Consider the following 19513-nt stretch of genomic DNA (forward strand, 5'->3'; position numbering starts at 1 on the left):
TGATGTGGGCGCACTCAGGCGCGGTCGGAGAGGTCGGGGGCGAAGTTGATCGTCTGGAAGGCGATGCACAGCGCCTCGGCGCCGCGCTGGCCGACGATCTGGTCGGCATCACCCCAGTCGGACCACACGACCGTGTGGGACCCATACTCCTGATCACCGACGACGATGTCCCCGGTGGTGGTGAAGACGCAGTAGGTGCGGTCGGCCGACAGGGTCCAGGCGGCGGTCTCGTCCCAGCGGATCTTGGTAATCGTGATGTCGCGCTCGGTGAATCGGCCAAGCACCTTCGTCGAGATCGCATCGTCGAGCCGCTGATACTCGAACGCGTCGGGATTCATCAGGACGGGCTGGGGGTAGCGCGCCGGCGGGAAGGATGACGGACGCTTGTAGACGTGCTCCCAGATGGCGTTCAACGCGTCGCGGGTGTGCTCCTCCCCATCAGGACCGACCGTGACGTACTTCCCGCCCTCGAACCGGCCCGTCTTCGACAGCTCGGCGTAGGTGCTCTCGTGGAGCGAACGAGACACCCAGTGGTCGCTCCACTGGATCTGGAAGATCGAGGCACCGTTGATGAACTCGGGGCCGTAGTAGGCCGCGGCGGGGAAGTAGGCGATCCACCCCTCCTCCGTGACCTGGCCGTTGCCGAAGTCCTGGTCGCCGGTCATCGAGATCCGGATCTGCTCGAAGTCGTGCCGGTGGCGCGGAGCGGTGAACGGGTTGGCCCCCCCGACATAGTTGTAGCAATCCGAGGCGTAGCCGACCCCGGGGAGGATCTCTCCCTCGCGGATGTACTTGTTCTGTACCTCGCCGGTGCGAGCGTTGACCGCGACGGTCCTCCACTCCAGCTGCTCGGTGTCCGTCACGTGCATTTGGTCCTCCAGGTTCGCTTCCCACGGGTACGGTCGGTGCTCGTTCGGTGTCAGTGACTGCCCGGACGTGGCATCAGGTCGGCGCTTCGGCGTGCGGCGGCGGGATGGCATCGCGGCTCACGCCGACGGCGGGGATGTCGCATCGGAGGAAGCCCTCCCTTGATTCAATGGAGGTGATCACGATCACCCAATGCTCAGGTTACCTGAAGTAACGTACCTCCGGAGCCGATCGGTAGTCAACAATTCTGTTGAAAAATTGCCGCTGCAGGGCGCCGACGCTAGAGGTCAGCGACAGACCGCCGTCGAGCAGGAGGGTCTGTCCGGTGACGTAGGAGCCGAGCTCCGAGGCGAGGAAAGGGACCGCGTTCGCGACCTCGTCCTATAGCCAACACGCACACTCATCAAGCAGATCCGCACATCGAGCCGCCAGCAGGGCCACACGATGCGTAGCGCCCGGATCGCGGCATGCCAGTGCATTGAGGGACGCCAGGAGGAACGCCCCAATGGGCATTACGGCCTGAAGCGCGTCGGGCCAGTGGCGCAGAAGGACGTGGTCACCGCTTCCCCGCCGGCCAGACACTGGCCATCAAACCAGCGCTCTGCCGCGCAGCGGCTCACCGAGATCGACCTCGTAAGAAACTTGATCGTTGCCGGGGCACGTTAGGGCACCGGGCTGCTTGGGAGCGACGTTGAAAGTCACGACGACCTCAGACTCGCTCATGTGAAGCTCCGGGGCTAAGACCCGTCCCGTGACCCCGCTGTTGCAGCCCAGTCGCGAAACGAGGGCGTTGAACTTCGTGGACGATCTCTGCAGGCTGTGGCCCGGACTGAGATCCCAGACAGCAGCATCGCCACCCGGGCTCGTCTGTGACGATGTACCCGGCTAGGGTTCAGCGGTCCCAACTGATCCTGCGGTGGCCGGTTCGAGTGTGGCCCCGCATACCGTCAGGACCGTCAGGGACGCCCTCATCAACACCGAGCCAAGCCAAAATCGGGTCATCATGTCGGATGAGACCTGATGCTGCCTCCGTTCGGTTCCACCCAACCACGGAACGCGCGGATCTCGGTATGTCCGTGAGCCGGGACCGAACTCGCCATTACGCTCCGTAGCGACCGGCTTGCGGCCATGAGGGTACTAGTGGCGGCCGGTCCAGGGCTTGCCGAGGGCCGCTCGTACCGCACTGCGCCCTGGCGGCAGGTCGAGCACGTCGATCAGGCTTTGGTCTTCGTCGACGGCGTGGTGCAGATGCCCGATCTTGCCGGTGCTGCTGTTCGCGTCGGATGCGCCGATGAGCTGCCACATGCCGTCGTCGGCTTCGTGGCTGACGAGCAGGATGGGCTCTCGGTGATCGAAGACCTCGAGGGTCTGGATGCAGGTGGTCTCGAGAAGCCAGTGCCGCATCCACCAGGCCCGACGATCGTGCTGCATGACGTGGTCGGTGACCCACCAGACGAACGGCAGATCTTCATGGGCGCGTGCCTGGTCCGCGGTCAGGTCCGGGCCGCCCTGCGGTACCCGCTCGAATGGCTCGTCGGTAAGCGAGAACGCATGGCCGTCCTCATTTACGAAGACAATGGCGTGAAACCTGCCACCGCCGGGATTGCCGGCGCCGATTCCGATCGACAGGCGGGCGACGTGCGGGTCGGAGCCGGTGGTCCAACCGAAGGCGTACGAGGCCAGTTCACCACGCGGCCCGACGAACTCCCCGAACGCACGCCGGTCCATGCCCGTGACGTCGGTCGTCGGCACCTCAACGAGCGCACCTTCCAAGACCTGGAAATCCACCCGGGTAAGATAGCTAATCAGCAGTCCGTCAACGGGCGCGCGTCACCGCTTACCTCGCCTCAGAGGTGATCACGGTCACGCGCCAGGCGACGCTGCCGGCTGGAGCGCAAGTCCAGGCCGGTGCCGATCGCCCCGGACATCCTCGTCGCGGCGCAGCCGGACTCGGGGACGCACTCGATCATCGACATGGTCAACGGCGTGTCGGCCGAGCCGGCATTCGCGACGGTGTCCCCGTTGTCCCCCGACAACCTGATCTACACCTTCGTCACGGTGACGCCTTCAACGACCCAAGTGGAGGCGTGGATGAGCACTGAAATCGTCGGTATAGAACTCACGTACGACAGGTCCCGCCGCCGACGTCGCCGCCGTGACCACGATCTACAACCACCGCCTCGACCACATACGACTCAACTCTTAGGCGTTCAGCGGCGGGAGAAGCAGGTCGCCGTTGTTGACGAAGAAGTCCTGGGTGACCTGCTCACCGAGCGGGGCGACCTTCTCGTACAGCCTCCGCTTGCTGTCCATGCCACCTTCGATGTGCGGGTAGTCGGTGGAGTAGCAGTAGGAGGTGCTGAGGTGCGGGTACTGCTTGATGTAGTGGTCGATGTGCTCGATGTTGTTGAACGGGGTGACCCGGACGTTGCGGGCGAAGTACTCCGACGGGAGCTTCGAGATGAACGGCTTCATCCGGGTCGCGTAGACGTCGCGGGCCCACATGTCGAGGTTGTCCGCGAGCGGGCCGATCCAGCCCGCGCCCAGTTCGATGGCGCCGAACCGCAGCGTCGGGTGGCGCTCGAAGACGCCGCCGAGAGTCATCACGGTCAGGTAGTTCTGGATCGCGAGGGACATCGTCGAGAAGGCGTACGGGTCCGAGCCCAGCTCATGACTCTCGACCTTGCCGGGCTTGAACGCTGGGACTCCGCGGCTCCAGGCCGCTGAACCGAGGAATCCGCCCTCTCCTCCCACGTGGGAGACGAAGGCGATGTTACGCTCGGCCAGCATCGCCCAGAAGGGATCGAGGTCCGGGTGGGCCGGCGACCGGCCCCCGAGCGGCTGCCCCGCGGGCAGGTTGACGGCCAGGATGCCGCGGTCGAGCAGGTCCTTGACGCGCTCGACCAGCTCCTGGACGTCGTCCCCCGGGTGCACGTATGCGACGGGGCGGATGCGGTCGGCATCGAGCGCCGTCATCCGAACGGCCCAGTCGTTGTACTCGTTCATCCCGGCCAGGCCGAGCGCGCGGATCTCCTCCTCGGGCAGAGTGAGGCCGTACCGGTCGCGAAGCATCGCCTCGTTGCCCTGGTAGAGATGCACGGCGAAGAGGGCGAAGCTCGGGAACACCAGCTGGCGCTTGATGCCCATGATGTTCATGACCTCGAGCCGTCGACTCATGTCGAACGAGCCCGGCGCCCGGGTGCCGCGGATGTTCCACACGTTGTGCTCGTTGGCCTCGGCGTCGTCGGCACAGACATCGGGGTTGTAGAAGTCGTTGGCCCCGGTCTTCTTCAGGACCGGGATCGCGAGGCCGGCGATCCGACCGGCCGCTTCGCCGAAGACCTCGCCCCACAGGTGCGAGGGCGCCATCTCGTGCGCATCGACATCGATCGTGAGGTCGAGCAGGTCAACAGTGCTGGGTGCTTCCTGGGTGGTCGTCATTCTCAGGCTCCCTGATCTGAGATCGGGCCGTGCGTGGAGCGAACTCTTGGCACGAATTCGGCGATGGCGGGCGCGGGGCCCGGAGCGACTCACGTGGGCCCGGGTCGACGGCCCAGAGTTGGTGACGCTACTCCGGGCATCTCGGAACGTCAACGGCTACGTTGAACATTGGTATCGCTCGGCGGATCCGTCGGCGGTGGAGCGCAGACCCGGACTTGGCGGGTGAGCTGCCGTACCTGGTCGACCAGCGCGGTCCGGGACGGGTCTGCCGCGGCCAGGTCGCCGATGACGGACGCTGTCGTCCTCTTGTCGATGCTCGGTGCCGCCGTGGTGCTCAAATGAGAATTCCTTGCCCGTGGAGATGCGCCCTGGGCGCGGGTTGGTGGCTCGGTCGCGTTAGTCCATCGCCTGGATGACAGGGCGCACCTTCTCGCTGAACAGCTCCAGGTTGCGGCGCGACTCCTCGAACGGCATCCCGGAGTAGGAGAAGAAGCTGAGGAAGGTGTCGCACTGGACCGTGTTCTTGATCCACTCGATCTTCTCCAGGCACTGCTCCGGGGTGCCGTAGACATGGAGGTTCGAGTAGAAGTCGGCGGCGTCGTCCTTCCCGGACCTGTTGATCCGGCTGGCGACCGACGCGTAGTACGAATAGCCCTTCTGCTTCTCGAAGCCGTCACCCGACAGGCCGTAGTGATCCATCACGCGGTGGTAGTAGGCCTGGTTGAACATCGGGCCACGCTCGGCCGCGCGTCCGGCATCGCTGTCGCAGTAGACGTGGCACGCCACGATCGGCGCCGGGGTCTCGCGGTCCGGGTGGTGCTGAGCGAACGCCTCGCGGTACAACTCAAGCTCGCCCGCCACCGTGTCCCACGGCTTCTGGGGGATGATGATGAGGCCGGCACCGTGCCGCGCCATGGATTGCACGGACTCGGGCGAGACGGCGGCGCCGTAGGTTCGACCACGGAACGTCTTGGTCGGCCGGGGGCGCAACTCTCGCTTGGGAGCGCGGACGAACTCGCCGTCTGCCTCCACGAAGCCGCTCTCGAGCGCGGCCAGGATCGTCTCGGCGGCTTCGTCGAACACCTCCCTCGAGGTGTCCATGCTGGCCCCGAGCCCCTCGAACTCGAGCCGGCCGAGTCCACGGCCGATCCCGAACTGGAAGCGCCCCTCGGACAGGTTGTCGAGCATCCCGATCTCGCTGGCGAGGCGGACGGGGTTGTGCCACGGGAGCACCATCACCATCGAGCCGAGGTCGATGCGCTTCGTCCGGCCCGCCATGTAGGACAGGAACTGCATCGGGTTCGGAATCATCGAGTACTCGGTGAAGTGGTGCTCGACCCCCCAGACGGAGTCGAAGCCGAGCGGCTCGGCCAGGTCGGCCAGCGCAAGCTCCTCGCGGTAGATCTCCTGGTCAGTGCCGTCACGGTCGGTTGCCATGAAGAAGAAGCTCAACCCGGTCTTCATTGTCGCTCGCTCTCTCCGCGCTTGACGCCCGTCGGCGCGCGTCAGTCCAGTGGTTCGTGTCCGCAGGCTATGAGCGGAGGCTGGCGAATGTCAACATCTCTGTTGAAATGCGATGTGCCTGTGCGATACTCAGGCCACCTGAGCATTGTCCTCGGGTAGCCCATCTGCGACAGGGAGAAACCGGAGGGATCGAGGTGGCGATGACCCCGAAGTCGAAGAGTCGCGCGTCCAGGACGAGCGGCAGGATCATGACGATGTCGTCGGACGGCGGTAGGGCACGGTGAGCAGCTCGGTCGCGCCGCCCCCACCTCGGATCGCGCCGACCAGGTGGCCTCGCCGCATGTCTCGCAAGCGCCCTGGGGCGCGATGACGCACAGACGCCGACGGTGTCCTGCTCCGGATGCCGCATCCTCGTGGAGTTCCCCGAATCGGACTTCGCGCTGACCGTTCGTCAACGGATCAGCTCGAGCTCCTTCGCGACAGCGATCTCCGCCCAGATGCGCGCACCCGAGCCCGACCTCGCCACGTGGTGGACCCAGTGGCACCTCGAGGGAGACGTGGCGGCGATCGTCGAGCGCCACCTGCGCGAGATCCAGACGCACCGGCGCTTCCAGGACATGCTCGAAGACCACGTGCGGGCATTGGAGCCCACCTCGATCTCGTGACTCTCGATCTCGTCGCTACCCGGCGCTACGCCCTTGCTCCTTCCCCCGGCGCGGCGCCTTGTTCGGCGAGGGCACGCCCTCGTCGGCCAGCTGGTGCATCAGCTCCGCGGCGTCCCAGAGGAGCCGGCGCTGGGCCGGCTCGGTCACCGAGTCGACGGCCTCGGCCAGCCAGTGCTCACGGGCCTCCGTCAGCTCCCGCGCAATCCTCTTGCCCTGCGCCGTCGCCGTGATGAGCATCCGCCGACGGTCATGGAGATCGCGCTGGGACGCGACCAGTCCCGCCTTCTTCAGCGCCGTTACCGTCTCGGCCATCGACTGGGGCCGGACGTGCTCGGCATCCGCCAGCTCGCTCACGGTGGTCGGCCCCTTATCGATGATGCGAGCCAGCGTCATCAGCTGAGGCCAGCTCCACTCGCCGGCCAGGTCGGAGGCCTCGCGGCGAATGCGAGCCTGCAGCCGCACCATAGACCCGGCCAGTGCGGTGGCGACCTTGTTGGATGAATAGTCCCGGCTCTCCATGACAGGAACACTACTCACGAGAACACCGCCCCCGGTCGCGATGAGTCGGGCCCGCGCAGCCGCCCGCGCCGAACCGGGCCGGCTAGCGATCTTTGGCCGCTAGGTTCTTCATGATGAGGCATCTGTGTGCGGGCGGTAAAGGGGGACCTCACGGGGCCGAAGCTCATGGCCCACGTCCGCGACGCAGCCCGCGCCTACGGCAAGTCGGACCCGATCGACGGATGCAGCTTCGCGGGCCGCTTGCGGGGCCGGCCGACCGGCTGGCGCACCGGGGTGATGCCGCAGTCTTCGACGGCCCAGACCCGTTCGCTGCCGTAGCCGGCGGTTGCTGAACTTCTACGCGTGGGACAGCATCACCGATCGCCTCGAGCACCGCGGCACGCACCCCATCGGCCCGGCTCGGCCGGTATCGGTACGTCGTCGAAGGCTGCCTGGAGTGGGTCACCCGGTTCCGGCGTCTGGTCCGCCTGCCGCAGCACCGTCGAACGCGACACCCGGGTTCCGAACCGGGACAGCAGTGCGGCCCCTGCCCGGCCCGCCACACTGACTCCGATCCCTGCGATCAGCGACGTCGATCGGAGCGTGCGCCGTGCCCACCGGGCGGCCAGCCGCGGCACCTGCTCCCGGAACGTTCGCCTGGCGCACGCGCTGTTGCGGCATGCCAGACGCCGCACCCGTAGTTCGAGTACGACACCCCGGCCGCCGATCGGCAGGTCCGCCAGACGCCGCACGTGGTAGGCATGCGCCCGTCGGGTTCGTCGTCCGCAGTCAGGGCAGGCCATCCACCTCGAGCGGGTCCGTGCCCGAATGCGGACTACCTCGCCCTGGTCAACGATCTCATCGACGAGCATGGACGCCAGGCCAGGGAACAACACCTTGATCAGATCGACGCGCACCGCCTACCCTGCCGCACCATGATCAGCGCACTTCGATCAGCCCTCGACCATCGTCTTTGCACGAGAGCCGTTATCTTGGCACTCCCCGACCTGGACCGGCGCATGCCCCACCTGCCACCAAACGGTGAAACCGTTACGCCGCAACAACCATCGACAGACCTAACAAAGCACTACTAGCCGCGGCTCTCCCCGCCCGTCAGCCGGCCCCAGGTCACGACATCCGCGGCGGACGAGGCCCGCAGGTACTGCACGTCGGAACCCGTCGTCACGAGCCGGAAGCCGTCGCACCAGCGAGCCCACGCGTCCTGGGCCGACAGGCACGGGATCCCAGCCAAGACTCCAGCGTCGTTCGCAGCCCGGCGAACGCGGGAGATAGCTTCCTGGTGGTCACCGGGCACCGGGCTCATCGATGGCGCAAGGCCCATCGAGAGCGCCAGGTCACTCGGGCCGACCCAGATGGCGCCGATCCCGTCAACGGCCGCGATCTCCTCGACGGCCTCGATGCCGGCGACGGTCTCGACCATGACCATGCACGACACGCCGGCGGTCAGAGCCGCCGGCTCGCGGCCGAGGTCGAGCGACGCGCGGAACGGGCCGAAGCTCCGCACTCCCGCCGGCGGGTAGCGACACGCCGCGACCGCGTCGGCAGCCTGGCGCGCCGATTCGACGGTCGGAAAGAGGAGCGCATTCGCCCCGAGGTCGAGGACCCTCCCGGCGAAGGACGGGTCGAGCCCCGGTAGCCGGACGACCGTCGCGCAGTCTCTGAGCTGCGCCGCACGCAGCGCCTCCTCGGCTGTGCGGACGTCGATCGAGCTGTGCTGGAGGTCGATGAGCAGGAAGTCGAATCCCGCTGCTCCCATGCATTCGATGGAGAACGGGTTTCCCGTGGTCGACCAGGCTCCGAGGGCAGGTCGATCGGCGTGCAGGGCATCGCGCAACTCGACACCGTTCATTTCGCGTTCTCCGTTTCCGTTGCTCGGCGCTCCGGGCGCCCTTGACTGTCGCGGCCTCCGGCCGGTGCCCCTAGTGCGCTGGTCGGCCGACGCCACTGCTGCGTCGACCGACCGGGAAGTCGAGATCCGCTCCCAGGTGCGACTGATTCACGTGCTGCCGATACCTCCGCGAGTCGCTCCCAACGTTCGACTCCGGCCTCCTCACGTCGTCCTCCGCCACGTCGGCGTGCTCAGCCAGCCGCTGCGCCATCACCTCGTCGGACACATCGAGTCGAAGAGCTGCCGTGTTAGCCATTTATTGACACTCCTCTCCACAGGACCGGGACCGCGGGATTGCGAGCAACAGCTTCACCGTCTCTCGTGTGCAACAACGCTGGAACTAGATGTTGTCGCACTGGTAGGACAACCGAATCTAGATCGATTCCAGCAGTGAGCTCAGCGGCGACCGAATGGGACCAACCTCGGTAGTCAACATCTTTGTTGATATCCCATCCCGTGTCCACCTGCACGGTGACGTCGAAACTCGAACCAACGGCCCGGCCTCGAAGACGGCACAAATGTGTGCTTGATCTCCACCGGGATGTGTTTTCCCAGCACACGGATTGTCGCGACAGCATGCTTGCTCGCATGACCGGTGAGCGGTGCGCAACCCCGCGGCAACTCTCGTGGGATGAGTTGATCTTTGGGTGTCCTTCGGGGCCGGGAGACTTGCGGTGCCAACCAGCACGTCAGCAAGGCCCGAAGGACCCCTCTATTGAAGACTGCGAGGCAGGAGTTGGACATCATCAACGCCTACGAGGAGACCGGCGGCCTGCGGGCCGCGGCCGCCCTCTGCGGCACCACCCACAAGACCGTCAAGCGGGTGCTGGAGCGCCGCACGGCCGGGCAGCGGCCGGGCCGGCGGCGGGCCCCGGCCCCGGCCCCGGGACCGGCTAACGCGTTCACTGATCTGATCTTTGCGAAGGTGAAGGCGACGGATGGGCGGATCACCGCGAAGCGGCTGTTGCCGGTGGTCCGCGCGGCCGGCTACACGGGGTCGGCGCGCACGCTGCGGCGGGCGGTCGCGGTGCAGAAAGCCACGTGGAAGCGGGCGCGGCGGGTGTATCGGCCGTGGACGCCGGAGCCTGGTGGACATCTGCTCATCGACTACGGCACCGTCACGAGGGCCCGAACCGCGGCTTGAAGTCCGCGGCGTGCGCGTGGCTCGTCCAGACCTTTCGGCCGTTGACGACCCATCCGCTGGCATTACGGACGGCCCGGGCGCGGACCGCTGCGAGGTCCGATCCTGCCTCTGGTTCTGACATGCCTATCGCGAAGTAGAGCTCGCCGGCCGCGATGCCCGGAATAAACCGTCGCCGTTGCTCATCGGTGCCGAAACGGATGATCGTCGGTCCGGACTGCCGGTCAGCGATCCAGTGCGCCGCCACCGGCGCCTCGCAGCAAGCAGTCCCTCCGCGATAACGAGTCTTGCCAGCGGGCCCAGCTCGGAGCCGCCGAGTTCCTTCGGGAAAGTCGTCCCGATCCATCCGCGCTGTCCGAGCTCACGGCTGAAGTCGGGGTCGAACCCGACCAGCCAGGAGTCCGCGCAAGGAGTGAATCGACTCGAATCACTTTGATCTCGGAGAAACCGCCGGACCTCGAGACGCAGAGCATTCCACTGCGCCAGCGGAGGGGCAGCGTGCAGCAGTGGCCGATTCACAGGCGCTCCATGATCAACGCGTTCGCCATGCCACCGGCTTCACACATGGTCTGAAGTCCGTACTGGTGGCTTCCGGCCTCCATCCGACTCAGCAGAGTCGCCAGCAGCCGCGCCCCGGACGATCCCAGCGGATGCCCGAGGGCGATCGCCCCACCCCATGCGTTGACTCGTGCCGAATCCGCCCCTGTCTCGTCGAGCCAAGCCATCGTCACGCTTGCGAACGCCTCGTTGACCTCGAACACGCCGATGTCATCGAGTGTCAGCCCGGACCGATCCAGGACACGGGCCGTCGCCGGAATCGGCCCAGTCAGCATCATGCCCGGGTCGACGCCGGCGAGCGCGAAGCTGTGGAACCGTGCCCGTGGCGTCAGCCCCAGCCGTCGAGCCGTCGCCGAGCTGGTGATCAGGGCTGCCGCCGCACCGTCCGAGATCGGCGACGAGCTACCGGCCGTGACGCGCCCGTCGGGGAGGAACGCCGGCTCGAGCCTGGCCAACGCCTCGATCGACGTCGTGGGCCGGACACCCTCGTCTCGGACGACGGTGGTGTGGCCGACCTGGACCGCCGCAATCTCGAGGTCGAAGTCGCCGCGTCCCTGCGCCGCGTGGGCCTTGAGGTGCGAGGAGACGCTGAAGGCGTCCATGGCCTCGCGCTCGAACCCCCACTTCTGGGCGATCAGCTCGGCCGCGATGCCCTGGTTGAATTCGATATCCGGGTACCGCTTCGCGATCTGAGGTCCTCGCGGCTCACCCGGTCCATGCGCTCGAGCCGACCCGATCGGCACGCGGGACATCGATTCAACACCGCCCGCGATGACGACATCACACTGCCCCGACATCACAGCAGCGGCGGCGAAGTGGATGGCCTGCTGAGATGACCCACAAGCCCGGTCGACGGTCGTCGCCGGGATGGCGTCGGGCCAGCCCGCCGACAGCACGGCCCAACGGCCGATGTTCGACGACTGCTCTCCGGCCTGACTCACGCACCCCCAGACGACGTCATCAACGATCGACGCAGGTCGGTCGACCCGATCCATCAGGGCGCTCAGGACGGACGCCGACAGGTCGACCGAATGAACCTCACTGAGGCCGCCGCCACGCTTGCCCACAGGCGTTCGCACCACGTCGACCAATACCGCGTCGTGCACCACGCGCTCCCTTCAGACCTGCTTCCAACTTCCCTGTTAGAGCGTATCGATCGACCCGCGCTATTTCAACAATATTGTTGAAGATTCTAGATCGGGACCGTAGGGTGCGACCATGCCCCCGAGGTCCTTGGCACCACTGACGCCCACCACATGGCGACGATCACGCTGCACCGACCGCACGCGTTGAACGCGTGGACGTACCCGATGGACAAGTCCTTCTGATGACGCCGGAGTTCGGTGCGCCCAGGCAGTTCGAGAAGATCGACATGCCCGCCGGTACGGCCGGCTTCGGCGATGGGCGAATGACACCGCGCCGGAGTGCGGCAACACGGCGGTGACAACACCCCGTGCCGCAGGTGCGGTGCGGCTATCTGGAGGTGGATGGTGAGCTCGGAGAACATTCTCCTTGTCGAAGGGGCGCGGACCCCGGTGGGCAGCTTCGGCGGCGCGTTCAAGGACGTTCCGGCCCACGAACTCGGGGCTACCGCCGTCCGGGCGGCCCTGTCCCGGGCGGGCGTGCCGGCAGCGGTGGTCGACGAGGTCGTGATGGGTTGCATCGGTCAGGTGGGGCCGGACGCGTACAACGCGCGCCGGGTCGCCTTGACGGCCGGGCTGCCGGTCGCCACGCCGGCGTACACGGTGAACCGGCTGTGCGGCAGCGGGCTGCAGGCGATCTGGTCGGCGGCGATGCAGATGCGGTGGGGCGGCGCTGACCTAACCGTCGCCGGTGGCGACGAGAACATGACCCGGATGCCGTTCTACGACTTCAGCGCACGGACGGGTTACCGGCTCGGTGACCGTACCTTGACCGACGGCACGGTGATGATGCTGACCGACCCGTTCCACGGCATCCACATGGGCGTGACCGCCGAGAACGTGGCCCGCAAGTACGACGTTTCGCGGCAGGCCCAGGACGAGTTCGCGGTGGAGTCACAGCGGCGCGCGGCGTCGGATGCCGCCGCGGCGGCCTTCGCGGAGGAGATCGTCCCCGTCGAGGTCGGTGGGCGCAGACCGGTGACGGTCGATCGGGACGAGCACCCCAGGCCGGAGACGACGCTGGAGGTGCTGGCTGGGCTGCGGCCTGCGTTCGAAAAAGGCGGCACGGTCACGGCGGGCAACGCATCGGGGATCAACGACGGCGCCGCCGCCGTGGTGCTGGCCCGGGAGACCATCGCCGCGCAGCGTGGGCTGACCGCGCTGGTCAGCCTGGAGGCAGTGGCGACAGCGGCGATGGAGCCGGAACTGATGGGCTACGCCCCAGTGTCGGCGCTGAAGCAACTGTTCGACAAGACCGGCACCAGCGTCCGCGACATCGACGTGGTCGAACTCAACGAGGCATTCGCCGCCCAGGCAGTGGCCGTGATTCGGGACGCAGGGCTAGACCCGGATAGGACCAACCCGTACGGCGGAGCCATCGCGCTCGGCCACCCGGTCGGAGCCACCGGTGCGATCCTTGCCCTGCGAGTGGCCAAGCACCTGGCCCGCACCGACGGCGAACTCGGCATCGTCACCATGTGTATCGGTGGGGGGCAGGCCATGGCCGCCCTCTTCCGCCGCGTATGAGGAGGATGGCGCTCACACCCCGCCCACCGAGCGCCGAACAGGCACGAGACTGGGGACTGATCGCCGGCGTCGTGGACGACGAGGCGGCTGTGCCGCAGGCGAGGGCGATCGCGGAACAACTCGCCGTCGGCCCGACCACGGGCCTGCGGCGAGGCCAACCGGCTGATGCGTACCGGCTGGGGCGAGTCGTCTGACAACATTTCAGAGGACGAAGCTGACACGATCGCCCGCCCGCATCGAGAAGTTCCTCAGCCGTTCCCGCCAGGGGCGGCGGCGGGGCCGGCACACACAGATCACCAGGGAGAGAGATGCACATCGATAAAACTGCCGCAATCGTGACCGGAGGCGCGTCCGGCCTGGGTGCGGCGACATCGCAGGCACTCGCCAAGCGCGGCGCGAAGGTCTTCGCCTTGGACCTGCCCGCCAGCGTGGAGACGGCACAGGACGGCGACGGCATCGAGTACGTCGCGGTCGACGTCACCGACCCGGATCAGGTCAGGGCCGCCGTGGCTCGGGCGGCCGGCTCGGGCCTGCCGCTGCGAACCGTCGTCAACTGCGCCGGCATCGGCCCGTCGATGCGCATCCTCGGCAAGAACGGCGTGCACGACCTGGCCCTGTACGCCAAGGTCGTGCAGGTCAACCTCATCGGGTCCTTCAACGTCCTCGCCCTGGCCAGCGAGCGTATCGCCGAGACCGAAGCCGACGGGAACGGGCAGCGTGGGGTCATCATCAATACGGCCTCGGTCGCCGCCTACGAAGGGCAGGTCGGCCAAGCCGCCTACTCGTCGTCCAAGGGCGGGATCCTGGGCCTGACCCTTCCGGCGGCGCGGGATCTGGCGCAGTACGGCATCCGGGTGTGCACCATCGCCCCCGGGATCGTGGACACGCCGATGCTCGCCACGGTCTCCGAGGAGTTCCGGGCGGGCCTCGCCGCCGGGGTCCCGTTCCCCAAACGGCTGGCCCGCCCCGACGAGTACGCCCAACTCGCCCTGTCGATCATCGAACACGACTACCTCAACGGCGAGACCATCCGGATGGATGGTGCCCTACGGATGGCCCCGCGCTAGATGATTCATGCCTTGAAGATTCGGGCGTGTGTCGCTGCTGGATAGATGCGGAGAGGGTGTCCAAGATCGGCGTCGCTGACCCAACCGCCGAACTCTTGGAGCCCGTCGTTGGACGCTGATCTGGACACCCTCGTGACCGCACTGTACGTGGAGATCGACGACCTGATCGAGCCGCCCGGCAGGTCTGGCAGTCCGGCTGCCGGGCGATGACAGGCAGGCCGTCGGTACCGCGGTCGAACACGTTAAAGATCTTTCGATTTTGCGGTGAGTCGTTGCGGGCCGATGCCGTTGGCAGGTAAGACAATCATGACCATGCCTACTGCCGTACGGTCGACGAGCTCGCGTCGTGGTCCTGGTCGTGACGTGGATGCGTTGCGGGAGCGGCGGATGCGGGCGGTGGAGCTGTTCGAGGCTGGGCGCCGGCAGGTGGACGTGGTCGTCCAGTTGGGGGTGTCGGCGCAGACCGCGTCGCGGTGGCATCGGGCGTGGCAGAGCGGTGGCCGGGACGCCCTGGCCGGTGCTGAACGGTTGGGCCGGACGCCGCGGCTGTCGGACGAGCAGCTGGCCGGGGTGGAGGCGGTGCTGCTGGAAGGGCCGAAGGCTAACGGGTTCGGCACGGACATGTGGACCTTGGCCCGGGTCTCGGAGGTGATCGAGCGGATAACCGGGGTGCGGTACACGTTGTCGCAGACTTGGCTGATCCTGCGCCAGCGTCTGGGCTGGAGCCGGCAGCGGCCCGCTCGGCGGGCGGTGGAACGTGATGACGCGGCGATCGAGGCCTGGGCTAAGCGGGACTGGCCGAGGATCAAAAGATGACATGTAAGGGACCCCTCAGCTCAGCGCACGATGGAGTGCGTAACGAAGGAACATGAGGAGGTCCCCATGACCATCGTAGGTGGGTTGGATGTGCATCGACGGCAGATCACCTTTGATTACGTGGACACCGAGACCGGGCTGGTCCGGCGGGGTCGGATAGCGCCAGCCGATCGGGAATTGCTGCGTGGCTGGCTGCGGTCGGTGACCGGGCGGCCGGCCGTGTTCGCCGTGGAGGCGTGTACCGGGTGGCGGTTGGTGGTTGAGGAACTGCAGCGAGCGGGGATCCGGGCATCCTTGGCCGAGCCGGCTGACACGGCCGCCGCGCGGGGGCCGAAACGGCGGGCCAAGACCGATCGGACCGACGCCCGGCGGCTGCGTGAACTGCTGACCGAGCATCGGTTACCCGAGTCGTGGATCGCCCCGCAGCACGTGTTGGAGACGCGCGGCCTGCTTCAGTTGTTCAAGGACTTGCGCGACGAACACACCGGCTGGGTGCAACGTATCCATGCGATCCTGTTCCACCACGGAGCGCCCGCGGCCGGTGACCTGCTCAACAGCCAGCAGCGGCAACGTCTGCAGGCCGGTGTCGTGCTCTCCCCGGCCGGTCACCAGGCGGTGCTTGCCGCGCTTCGGATGACTGATGCCCTGGACGCTGAGCTGGACCCGTTACGGCGGCAGATCACCGACTTCGCCCGCCGGCAACCCGGCTGCGCCGCACTGCTGAGTCAGTACGGGGTCGGCCCGGTCACCGCCGCCGTGATCTGGGCTGAGCTTGGTGACGCCCGCCGGTTCTCGGCCTCGCGTAAGGCGGTGCGCCAGACCGGTCTGGACGTCACCGTCTACTCATCCGACGACAAACGCGCGCCCGGTCGCCTGTCCCGGCAGGGCTCCCCGTTGCTGCGGTGGGCGTTGTACGAAGCGGCCAAATGCGCCGCCCGAGCAGGCAGTCCCGACCACGGGTACTACGCGACGGTCAAGGACCGCGTCAGCGGTAACCGGGCGGCCCTGTCCATGGCCCGGAAGATCACCCGACGGTCCTACCATCTGCTGCGCTCGCTCGGCGACCGGGCTCTGGCCACGGTGTAAGCCATGCTGGTGCGCGCATCTGCCCACGTCAGCGATGTCTTGCGGCCCGCTCCCAGCAAGCCCCCTGCCACGGCGCCACGCGCTGTCATGGCCTCAAAAGACCGAGCGGTCGCACAACCGCCCTGCGGGACACCCTATCGATCATCATGTCGCCGAACCGTCATGGCACGTCAGCTCTGGGTTCGCGCACCGAGATAAGGCCGGGCGCCCGCGCACCACGACCCCAAACACACCCGTCACGCCGCAGGAGCACCAATGGCCTGACCACCCTTCCCCCGGACACACCACAGTCTGTGCCGGTGCTCACCGCTGTCAAGGTCGTACGTCCTCGCTACGCTGCGGGCGCTCCACCTTGACCCGACGGCTGCGCCCGACACAACATCAGCACCTGCCCCGGGGGAAAGAGAGAAGGAGAACAAGGACCCCACTCGACACGGGGGCTCCCCAACAGATAAGGGGGCTCGACGACGCGGCGCCTGGATCTGCTTCCAGGACGAAAGCGGATTCTCGCTCCTGCCTGTAGTTCGCGGCACCTGGGCGCCGCGCGGACAGACACCGGTGCTGCGGCACCGGTTCTCCTGGACCCGCATGTCCATGGCCGGCGTCCTGGCCTACCGGCCCGACCGCAGCCGGGCCAAGCTGGTGTTCCAAACGAAGCCGGGAAGCTACAACACCGAAAGCCTCATCGCGTTCCTCACCGAGTTGCGCCGGCACCTGCGCGGACCGGTCACGCTGATCTGGGACGGGCTGTCCGCCCACCGATCCAAGGACATGAAGGCATGGCTCGCCACCCAGCGACACTGGCTCGTGGTGGAACAACTGCCCGGCTACGCCCACGACCTCAACCCCATGGAACTGGTCTGGGGCAACCTCAAAGCCACCGAACTGGCCAACCTCTGCCCCGAACACATCAGCGAAGCCGACACCGCAGCGCACAACGGCCTGCACCGCATCGGCAGCAGCTACGACCTGTGCTTCAACTTCCTCGACCACACCGGCCTACGCCTCTGAGGGCATCACTCAAATATCGAAAGATACTTTAATATGACGGCTCACGGGAACCGGTTGGCGATCGCTGACGTGATCTGGTCTGGTGCGTCCTCCTGGATGAAGTGTCGCGCCTGGGGTAGCTCAACTACGTCGAGGTCGGTGAACGAGGCGCGAATCCGCGAGATGCACGCTTTTGGCCGGAACACCATGTCCTTCATTCCCCACACCGCCAGAGTCGGTTTGTCACCGAGGAGGGCAGGCACGTCTTGGGCGAGTCGTTCCAGCAGTGGGCGTGCGACGCGGATCTCGTTGGGCATGACCGCGAGGCCGCGTCGCGCTTCTCTCGTGGGTTGCGCCATGCGGTAGTGGTCGGCCTCGGCCAGGGTAAGGGTGGGGCCGAGCTTTCCCAGCAGGAACTGCTCGACGAGGAGGTTCTGTTCGAGTATGCGCCGTTGCATGGGGCGGCTGCTCATGATCGCGCTGAATGCCCGGTTCGCCAACGGTTCGATCGGCCAGAAGACGGTGTTGCCCAGCACGATCCCTCTGACTCGATCGGCCCGCATGCTTGCCGCGCCCAGCCCGATCGGGCCACCCCAGTCCTGCCCCATGAGGATGAACCCGTCCAGCCGTAGATGGTCAATCAATTCGCCCAGGACCGTCGTGTGCTCGGCGATCGTGTAGCCGAAGGATTGGGGCCGTTCGGACAACCCGAAGCCCAGGTAGTCCACAGCGATGCACCGGTACCGGTCACGCAGGCCCTTCACGATGTGCCGATAGAGGAAACTCCAGGTCGGCGAGCCGTGGCAGAACAGCAGCGCCGACCCGGTCCCCTCGTCGATGTAGTGAAGCCGACCGGCCGACGAATCGAACCAGCGTGACTCGAAAGGGTACAAACTCTCGTCCGGAACGAAGTCGATCATCATCGCGCCCTCCTCATGGCCTGCGCCGCGCCCCCACCTGCCTGGACAACAGCTTTCCACTACAGATGTAGAGCCTTCTGATCGCGACTCTACACCTGTAGCATCAAGTCGTGTCTGCGAGTGCGGCGAGTGGCAGTGAGCGACGGGAGGCGATCGCCAACAGCGGCATCCGCATCATCGCCCGTGACGGTGTGCGCGCGCTGACGCACCGAGCCGTCGATCGCGAGGCGGGAATACCGCAAGGATCGACCTCTTACCATGCAAAGACGCGGCACGCGCTCCTGGAACTCATCGTCAACGCACTCGCCGACCGCTCGATGGCCGACGCCAATAAACTCGCAGCCTCTCTAAACACGACGTTCGACAACGGACACCGGCTCGACATCGCAGAGCTTGCCGCGGCGATCGCCGGACTCGTCGAGACCCTCGCGGCTCGGCGCGACGACATGAGAGCCCGCTACGCACTCATCCTCGAGCTCGACGACGCGCCCCTGCTTCGACACAAGCTGACGACACAATCCGAAGTCCACGCCGTAACCCAGCAGGTGACAGCGTCGGCCCTCACCAGAGCAGGTCTCCCCAACTCAGATGACCGAGTCGAGGAACTGATCGCCCTCACAGACTCACTGGTGTTCCACCGAACGGCCATCAACGAAGCCATCTCGCTAGAGACCATTCTCGCCGCCTACCTACGCGGCGCTGCCCTTGGCTCAGAGCGGGCCCACATAGAGGGGATTCCTGGTACGGCAGGACTGTACAAATAGCGGCCGATCGACCTCGCGATTCTGGCCACCTGATTCACAGCGTGAACAGGTTCCACGAGGTGCCGACCCATGCCAGGGACACGGGCACTCGCGGCGCGGCACGACTGTTGATCAAGACGATTCGCCGGATTCCGCGACCAAGCGAACTCGCTCGCGGGCCGCGCGGTGTCGTCGGCAACGAGGAGGCCGAGGGCGTGGGCTCGCACATGATCGGTTGCTCGCTGGTTGCTCGGATGTTCGCTACCTGGCACGGCCGGAGCCGTACGGTTCAGGAACTTCCGCGTCCGATCCAAAGTGGGCATTGGCGTTTGCGGGGAGCTGAGCCCGCTGACCAGCGCGGACGTTGCCGGATAAACTCGGACGCGCCACGCGCTTAACGGACTTTTTCTTGCTATGCTTGACTTTTAGATAGTTGATCGTCCACTTCGGACTTTTAATCCGTTGGTTCACAATTCGAGTAGCCCGGCCGCACGCCGTGGCGGGCGTAGGACGCCACCCCGGTCAATGCTCACGTCGACCGCTGCAACCCGCTGCTCGACCCTGACCGACCCGTGCTGCGACACTGACGTGATCTCAGCAAGGAATGAGTCGTCTCCACGGACGACACGGATATAACGCCCGAATCGGGCGATGCTGGAGATGGGCGTGGAGCCATCGA

Annotated in this window: 20 protein-coding genes and 2 pseudogenes; 9 read left to right on the top strand and 13 right to left on the bottom strand. The window is 66.6% G+C overall.

Annotation, left to right across the window (positions count from 1 at the left end; genetic code table 11):
- Nucleotides 1-14: 14 nt before the first annotated feature.
- From AB0367_RS36070 to AB0367_RS36095, 6 genes and pseudogenes are all read right to left on the bottom strand, one after another.
- Nucleotides 15-869, bottom strand: a complete 855-nt coding sequence (locus tag AB0367_RS36070) for a hypothetical protein (protein WP_366231006.1) — start codon at nt 867-869, stop codon at nt 15-17.
- A gap of 199 nt (nt 870-1068) precedes the next feature.
- Nucleotides 1069-1236: pseudogene (locus AB0367_RS36075) on the bottom strand (hypothetical protein); the annotation flags it as partial.
- A gap of 768 nt (nt 1237-2004) precedes the next feature.
- On the bottom strand, nt 2005-2655 hold the full coding sequence (locus tag AB0367_RS36080) for a hypothetical protein (protein ID WP_366231007.1): 651 nt from the start codon (nt 2653-2655) through the stop codon (nt 2005-2007).
- Between the two features lie 59 nt (nt 2656-2714).
- Complete coding sequence (locus tag AB0367_RS36085) at nt 2715-2903, bottom strand: hypothetical protein (RefSeq protein ID WP_366231008.1); 189 nt, start codon at nt 2901-2903, stop codon at nt 2715-2717.
- 166 nt (nt 2904-3069) lie between these two features.
- A complete protein-coding gene (locus AB0367_RS36090) occupies nt 3070-4308 on the bottom strand; it encodes an amidohydrolase family protein (protein WP_366231009.1) in 1239 nt (412 codons plus the stop codon).
- Nucleotides 4309-4704: 396 nt separating this feature from the next.
- Nucleotides 4705-5772, bottom strand: a complete 1068-nt coding sequence (locus AB0367_RS36095) for an LLM class flavin-dependent oxidoreductase (protein WP_366231010.1) — start codon at nt 5770-5772, stop codon at nt 4705-4707.
- A 413-nt stretch (nt 5773-6185) separates the two neighbouring features.
- Between AB0367_RS36095 and AB0367_RS36100 the strand changes: the two genes are divergently transcribed.
- Nucleotides 6186-6437, top strand: coding sequence for a hypothetical protein (locus tag AB0367_RS36100; protein WP_366231012.1), 252 nt, complete (start codon nt 6186-6188; stop codon nt 6435-6437).
- A 15-nt stretch (nt 6438-6452) separates the two neighbouring features.
- On the opposite strand, the gene AB0367_RS36105 is transcribed toward AB0367_RS36100, so the two are convergent.
- The 3 genes from AB0367_RS36105 to AB0367_RS36115 all read right to left on the bottom strand — a co-directional run bounded on the left by AB0367_RS36105 (nt 6453) and on the right by AB0367_RS36115 (nt 8805).
- Nucleotides 6453-6956 carry a MarR family transcriptional regulator gene (locus AB0367_RS36105; protein ID WP_366231013.1) on the bottom strand — a complete coding sequence of 168 codons (504 nt, stop codon included), beginning with the start codon at nt 6954-6956 and terminating at the stop codon, nt 6453-6455.
- Nucleotides 6957-7309: 353 nt separating this feature from the next.
- A complete protein-coding gene (locus AB0367_RS36110) occupies nt 7310-7807 on the bottom strand; it encodes a transposase family protein (protein WP_366231024.1) in 498 nt (165 codons plus the stop codon).
- 218 nt (nt 7808-8025) lie between these two features.
- A complete protein-coding gene (locus AB0367_RS36115) occupies nt 8026-8805 on the bottom strand; it encodes an aldolase/citrate lyase family protein (RefSeq protein ID WP_366231014.1) in 780 nt (259 codons plus the stop codon).
- 754 nt (nt 8806-9559) lie between these two features.
- Between AB0367_RS36115 and AB0367_RS36120 the strand changes: the two genes are divergently transcribed.
- The gene (locus tag AB0367_RS36120) at nt 9560-9988 is read left to right on the top strand and encodes a hypothetical protein (RefSeq protein ID WP_366231015.1); all 429 of its coding nucleotides are present in this window, start codon (nt 9560-9562) and stop codon (nt 9986-9988) included.
- Here AB0367_RS36120 and AB0367_RS36125 read toward each other — a convergent pair.
- The 3 genes and pseudogenes from AB0367_RS36125 to AB0367_RS36135 all read right to left on the bottom strand — a co-directional run bounded on the left by AB0367_RS36125 (nt 9963) and on the right by AB0367_RS36135 (nt 11649).
- Nucleotides 9963-10109 carry an acyl-CoA dehydrogenase family protein gene (locus tag AB0367_RS36125; protein ID WP_366231025.1) on the bottom strand — a complete coding sequence of 49 codons (147 nt, stop codon included), beginning with the start codon at nt 10107-10109 and terminating at the stop codon, nt 9963-9965. The genes AB0367_RS36120 and AB0367_RS36125 overlap by 26 nt on opposite strands.
- An 81-nt stretch (nt 10110-10190) precedes the next feature.
- Nucleotides 10191-10504, bottom strand: a pseudogene (locus AB0367_RS36130) (acyl-CoA dehydrogenase family protein); the annotation flags it as partial.
- A complete protein-coding gene (locus AB0367_RS36135) occupies nt 10501-11649 on the bottom strand; it encodes a thiolase family protein (protein WP_366231016.1) in 1149 nt (382 codons plus the stop codon). The pseudogene AB0367_RS36130 and the gene AB0367_RS36135, both read right to left, overlap by 4 nt.
- Before the next feature lie 381 nt (nt 11650-12030).
- On the opposite strand from AB0367_RS36135, the gene AB0367_RS36140 reads away from it, so the two are divergent.
- The 6 genes from AB0367_RS36140 to AB0367_RS36165 all read left to right on the top strand — a co-directional run bounded on the left by AB0367_RS36140 (nt 12031) and on the right by AB0367_RS36165 (nt 17192).
- A complete protein-coding gene (locus tag AB0367_RS36140) occupies nt 12031-13212 on the top strand; it encodes a thiolase family protein (protein ID WP_366231017.1) in 1182 nt (393 codons plus the stop codon).
- Between the two features lie 5 nt (nt 13213-13217).
- A complete protein-coding gene (locus AB0367_RS36145) occupies nt 13218-13406 on the top strand; it encodes a hypothetical protein (protein ID WP_366231018.1) in 189 nt (62 codons plus the stop codon).
- 141 nt (nt 13407-13547) lie between these two features.
- Nucleotides 13548-14279, top strand: coding sequence for an SDR family NAD(P)-dependent oxidoreductase (locus tag AB0367_RS36150; RefSeq protein ID WP_366231019.1), 732 nt, complete (start codon nt 13548-13550; stop codon nt 14277-14279).
- A gap of 312 nt (nt 14280-14591) precedes the next feature.
- A complete protein-coding gene (locus tag AB0367_RS36155; protein WP_366231020.1) occupies nt 14592-15095 on the top strand; it encodes a winged helix-turn-helix domain-containing protein in 504 nt (167 codons plus the stop codon).
- A 66-nt stretch (nt 15096-15161) separates the two neighbouring features.
- Nucleotides 15162-16181: an IS110 family transposase gene (locus AB0367_RS36160; RefSeq protein WP_366231021.1), complete on the top strand. Its 1020-nt coding sequence runs from the start codon at nt 15162-15164 to the stop codon at nt 16179-16181.
- Between the two features lie 480 nt (nt 16182-16661).
- Nucleotides 16662-17192: a transposase gene (locus AB0367_RS36165; RefSeq protein ID WP_366231026.1), complete on the top strand. Its 531-nt coding sequence runs from the start codon at nt 16662-16664 to the stop codon at nt 17190-17192.
- A gap of 41 nt (nt 17193-17233) precedes the next feature.
- On the opposite strand, the gene AB0367_RS36170 is transcribed toward AB0367_RS36165, so the two are convergent.
- On the bottom strand, nt 17234-18094 hold the full coding sequence (locus tag AB0367_RS36170) for a haloalkane dehalogenase (RefSeq protein ID WP_366231022.1): 861 nt from the start codon (nt 18092-18094) through the stop codon (nt 17234-17236).
- A 107-nt stretch (nt 18095-18201) separates the two neighbouring features.
- On the opposite strand from AB0367_RS36170, the gene AB0367_RS36175 reads away from it, so the two are divergent.
- The gene (locus AB0367_RS36175; RefSeq protein ID WP_366231023.1) at nt 18202-18855 is read left to right on the top strand and encodes a hypothetical protein; all 654 of its coding nucleotides are present in this window, start codon (nt 18202-18204) and stop codon (nt 18853-18855) included.
- Nucleotides 18856-19513 lie beyond the last annotated feature (658 nt).

The sequence above is a fragment of the Dactylosporangium sp. NPDC051484 genome, assembly GCF_040689395.1.
Classification (GTDB): Bacteria; Actinomycetota; Actinomycetes; order Mycobacteriales; family Micromonosporaceae; genus Dactylosporangium.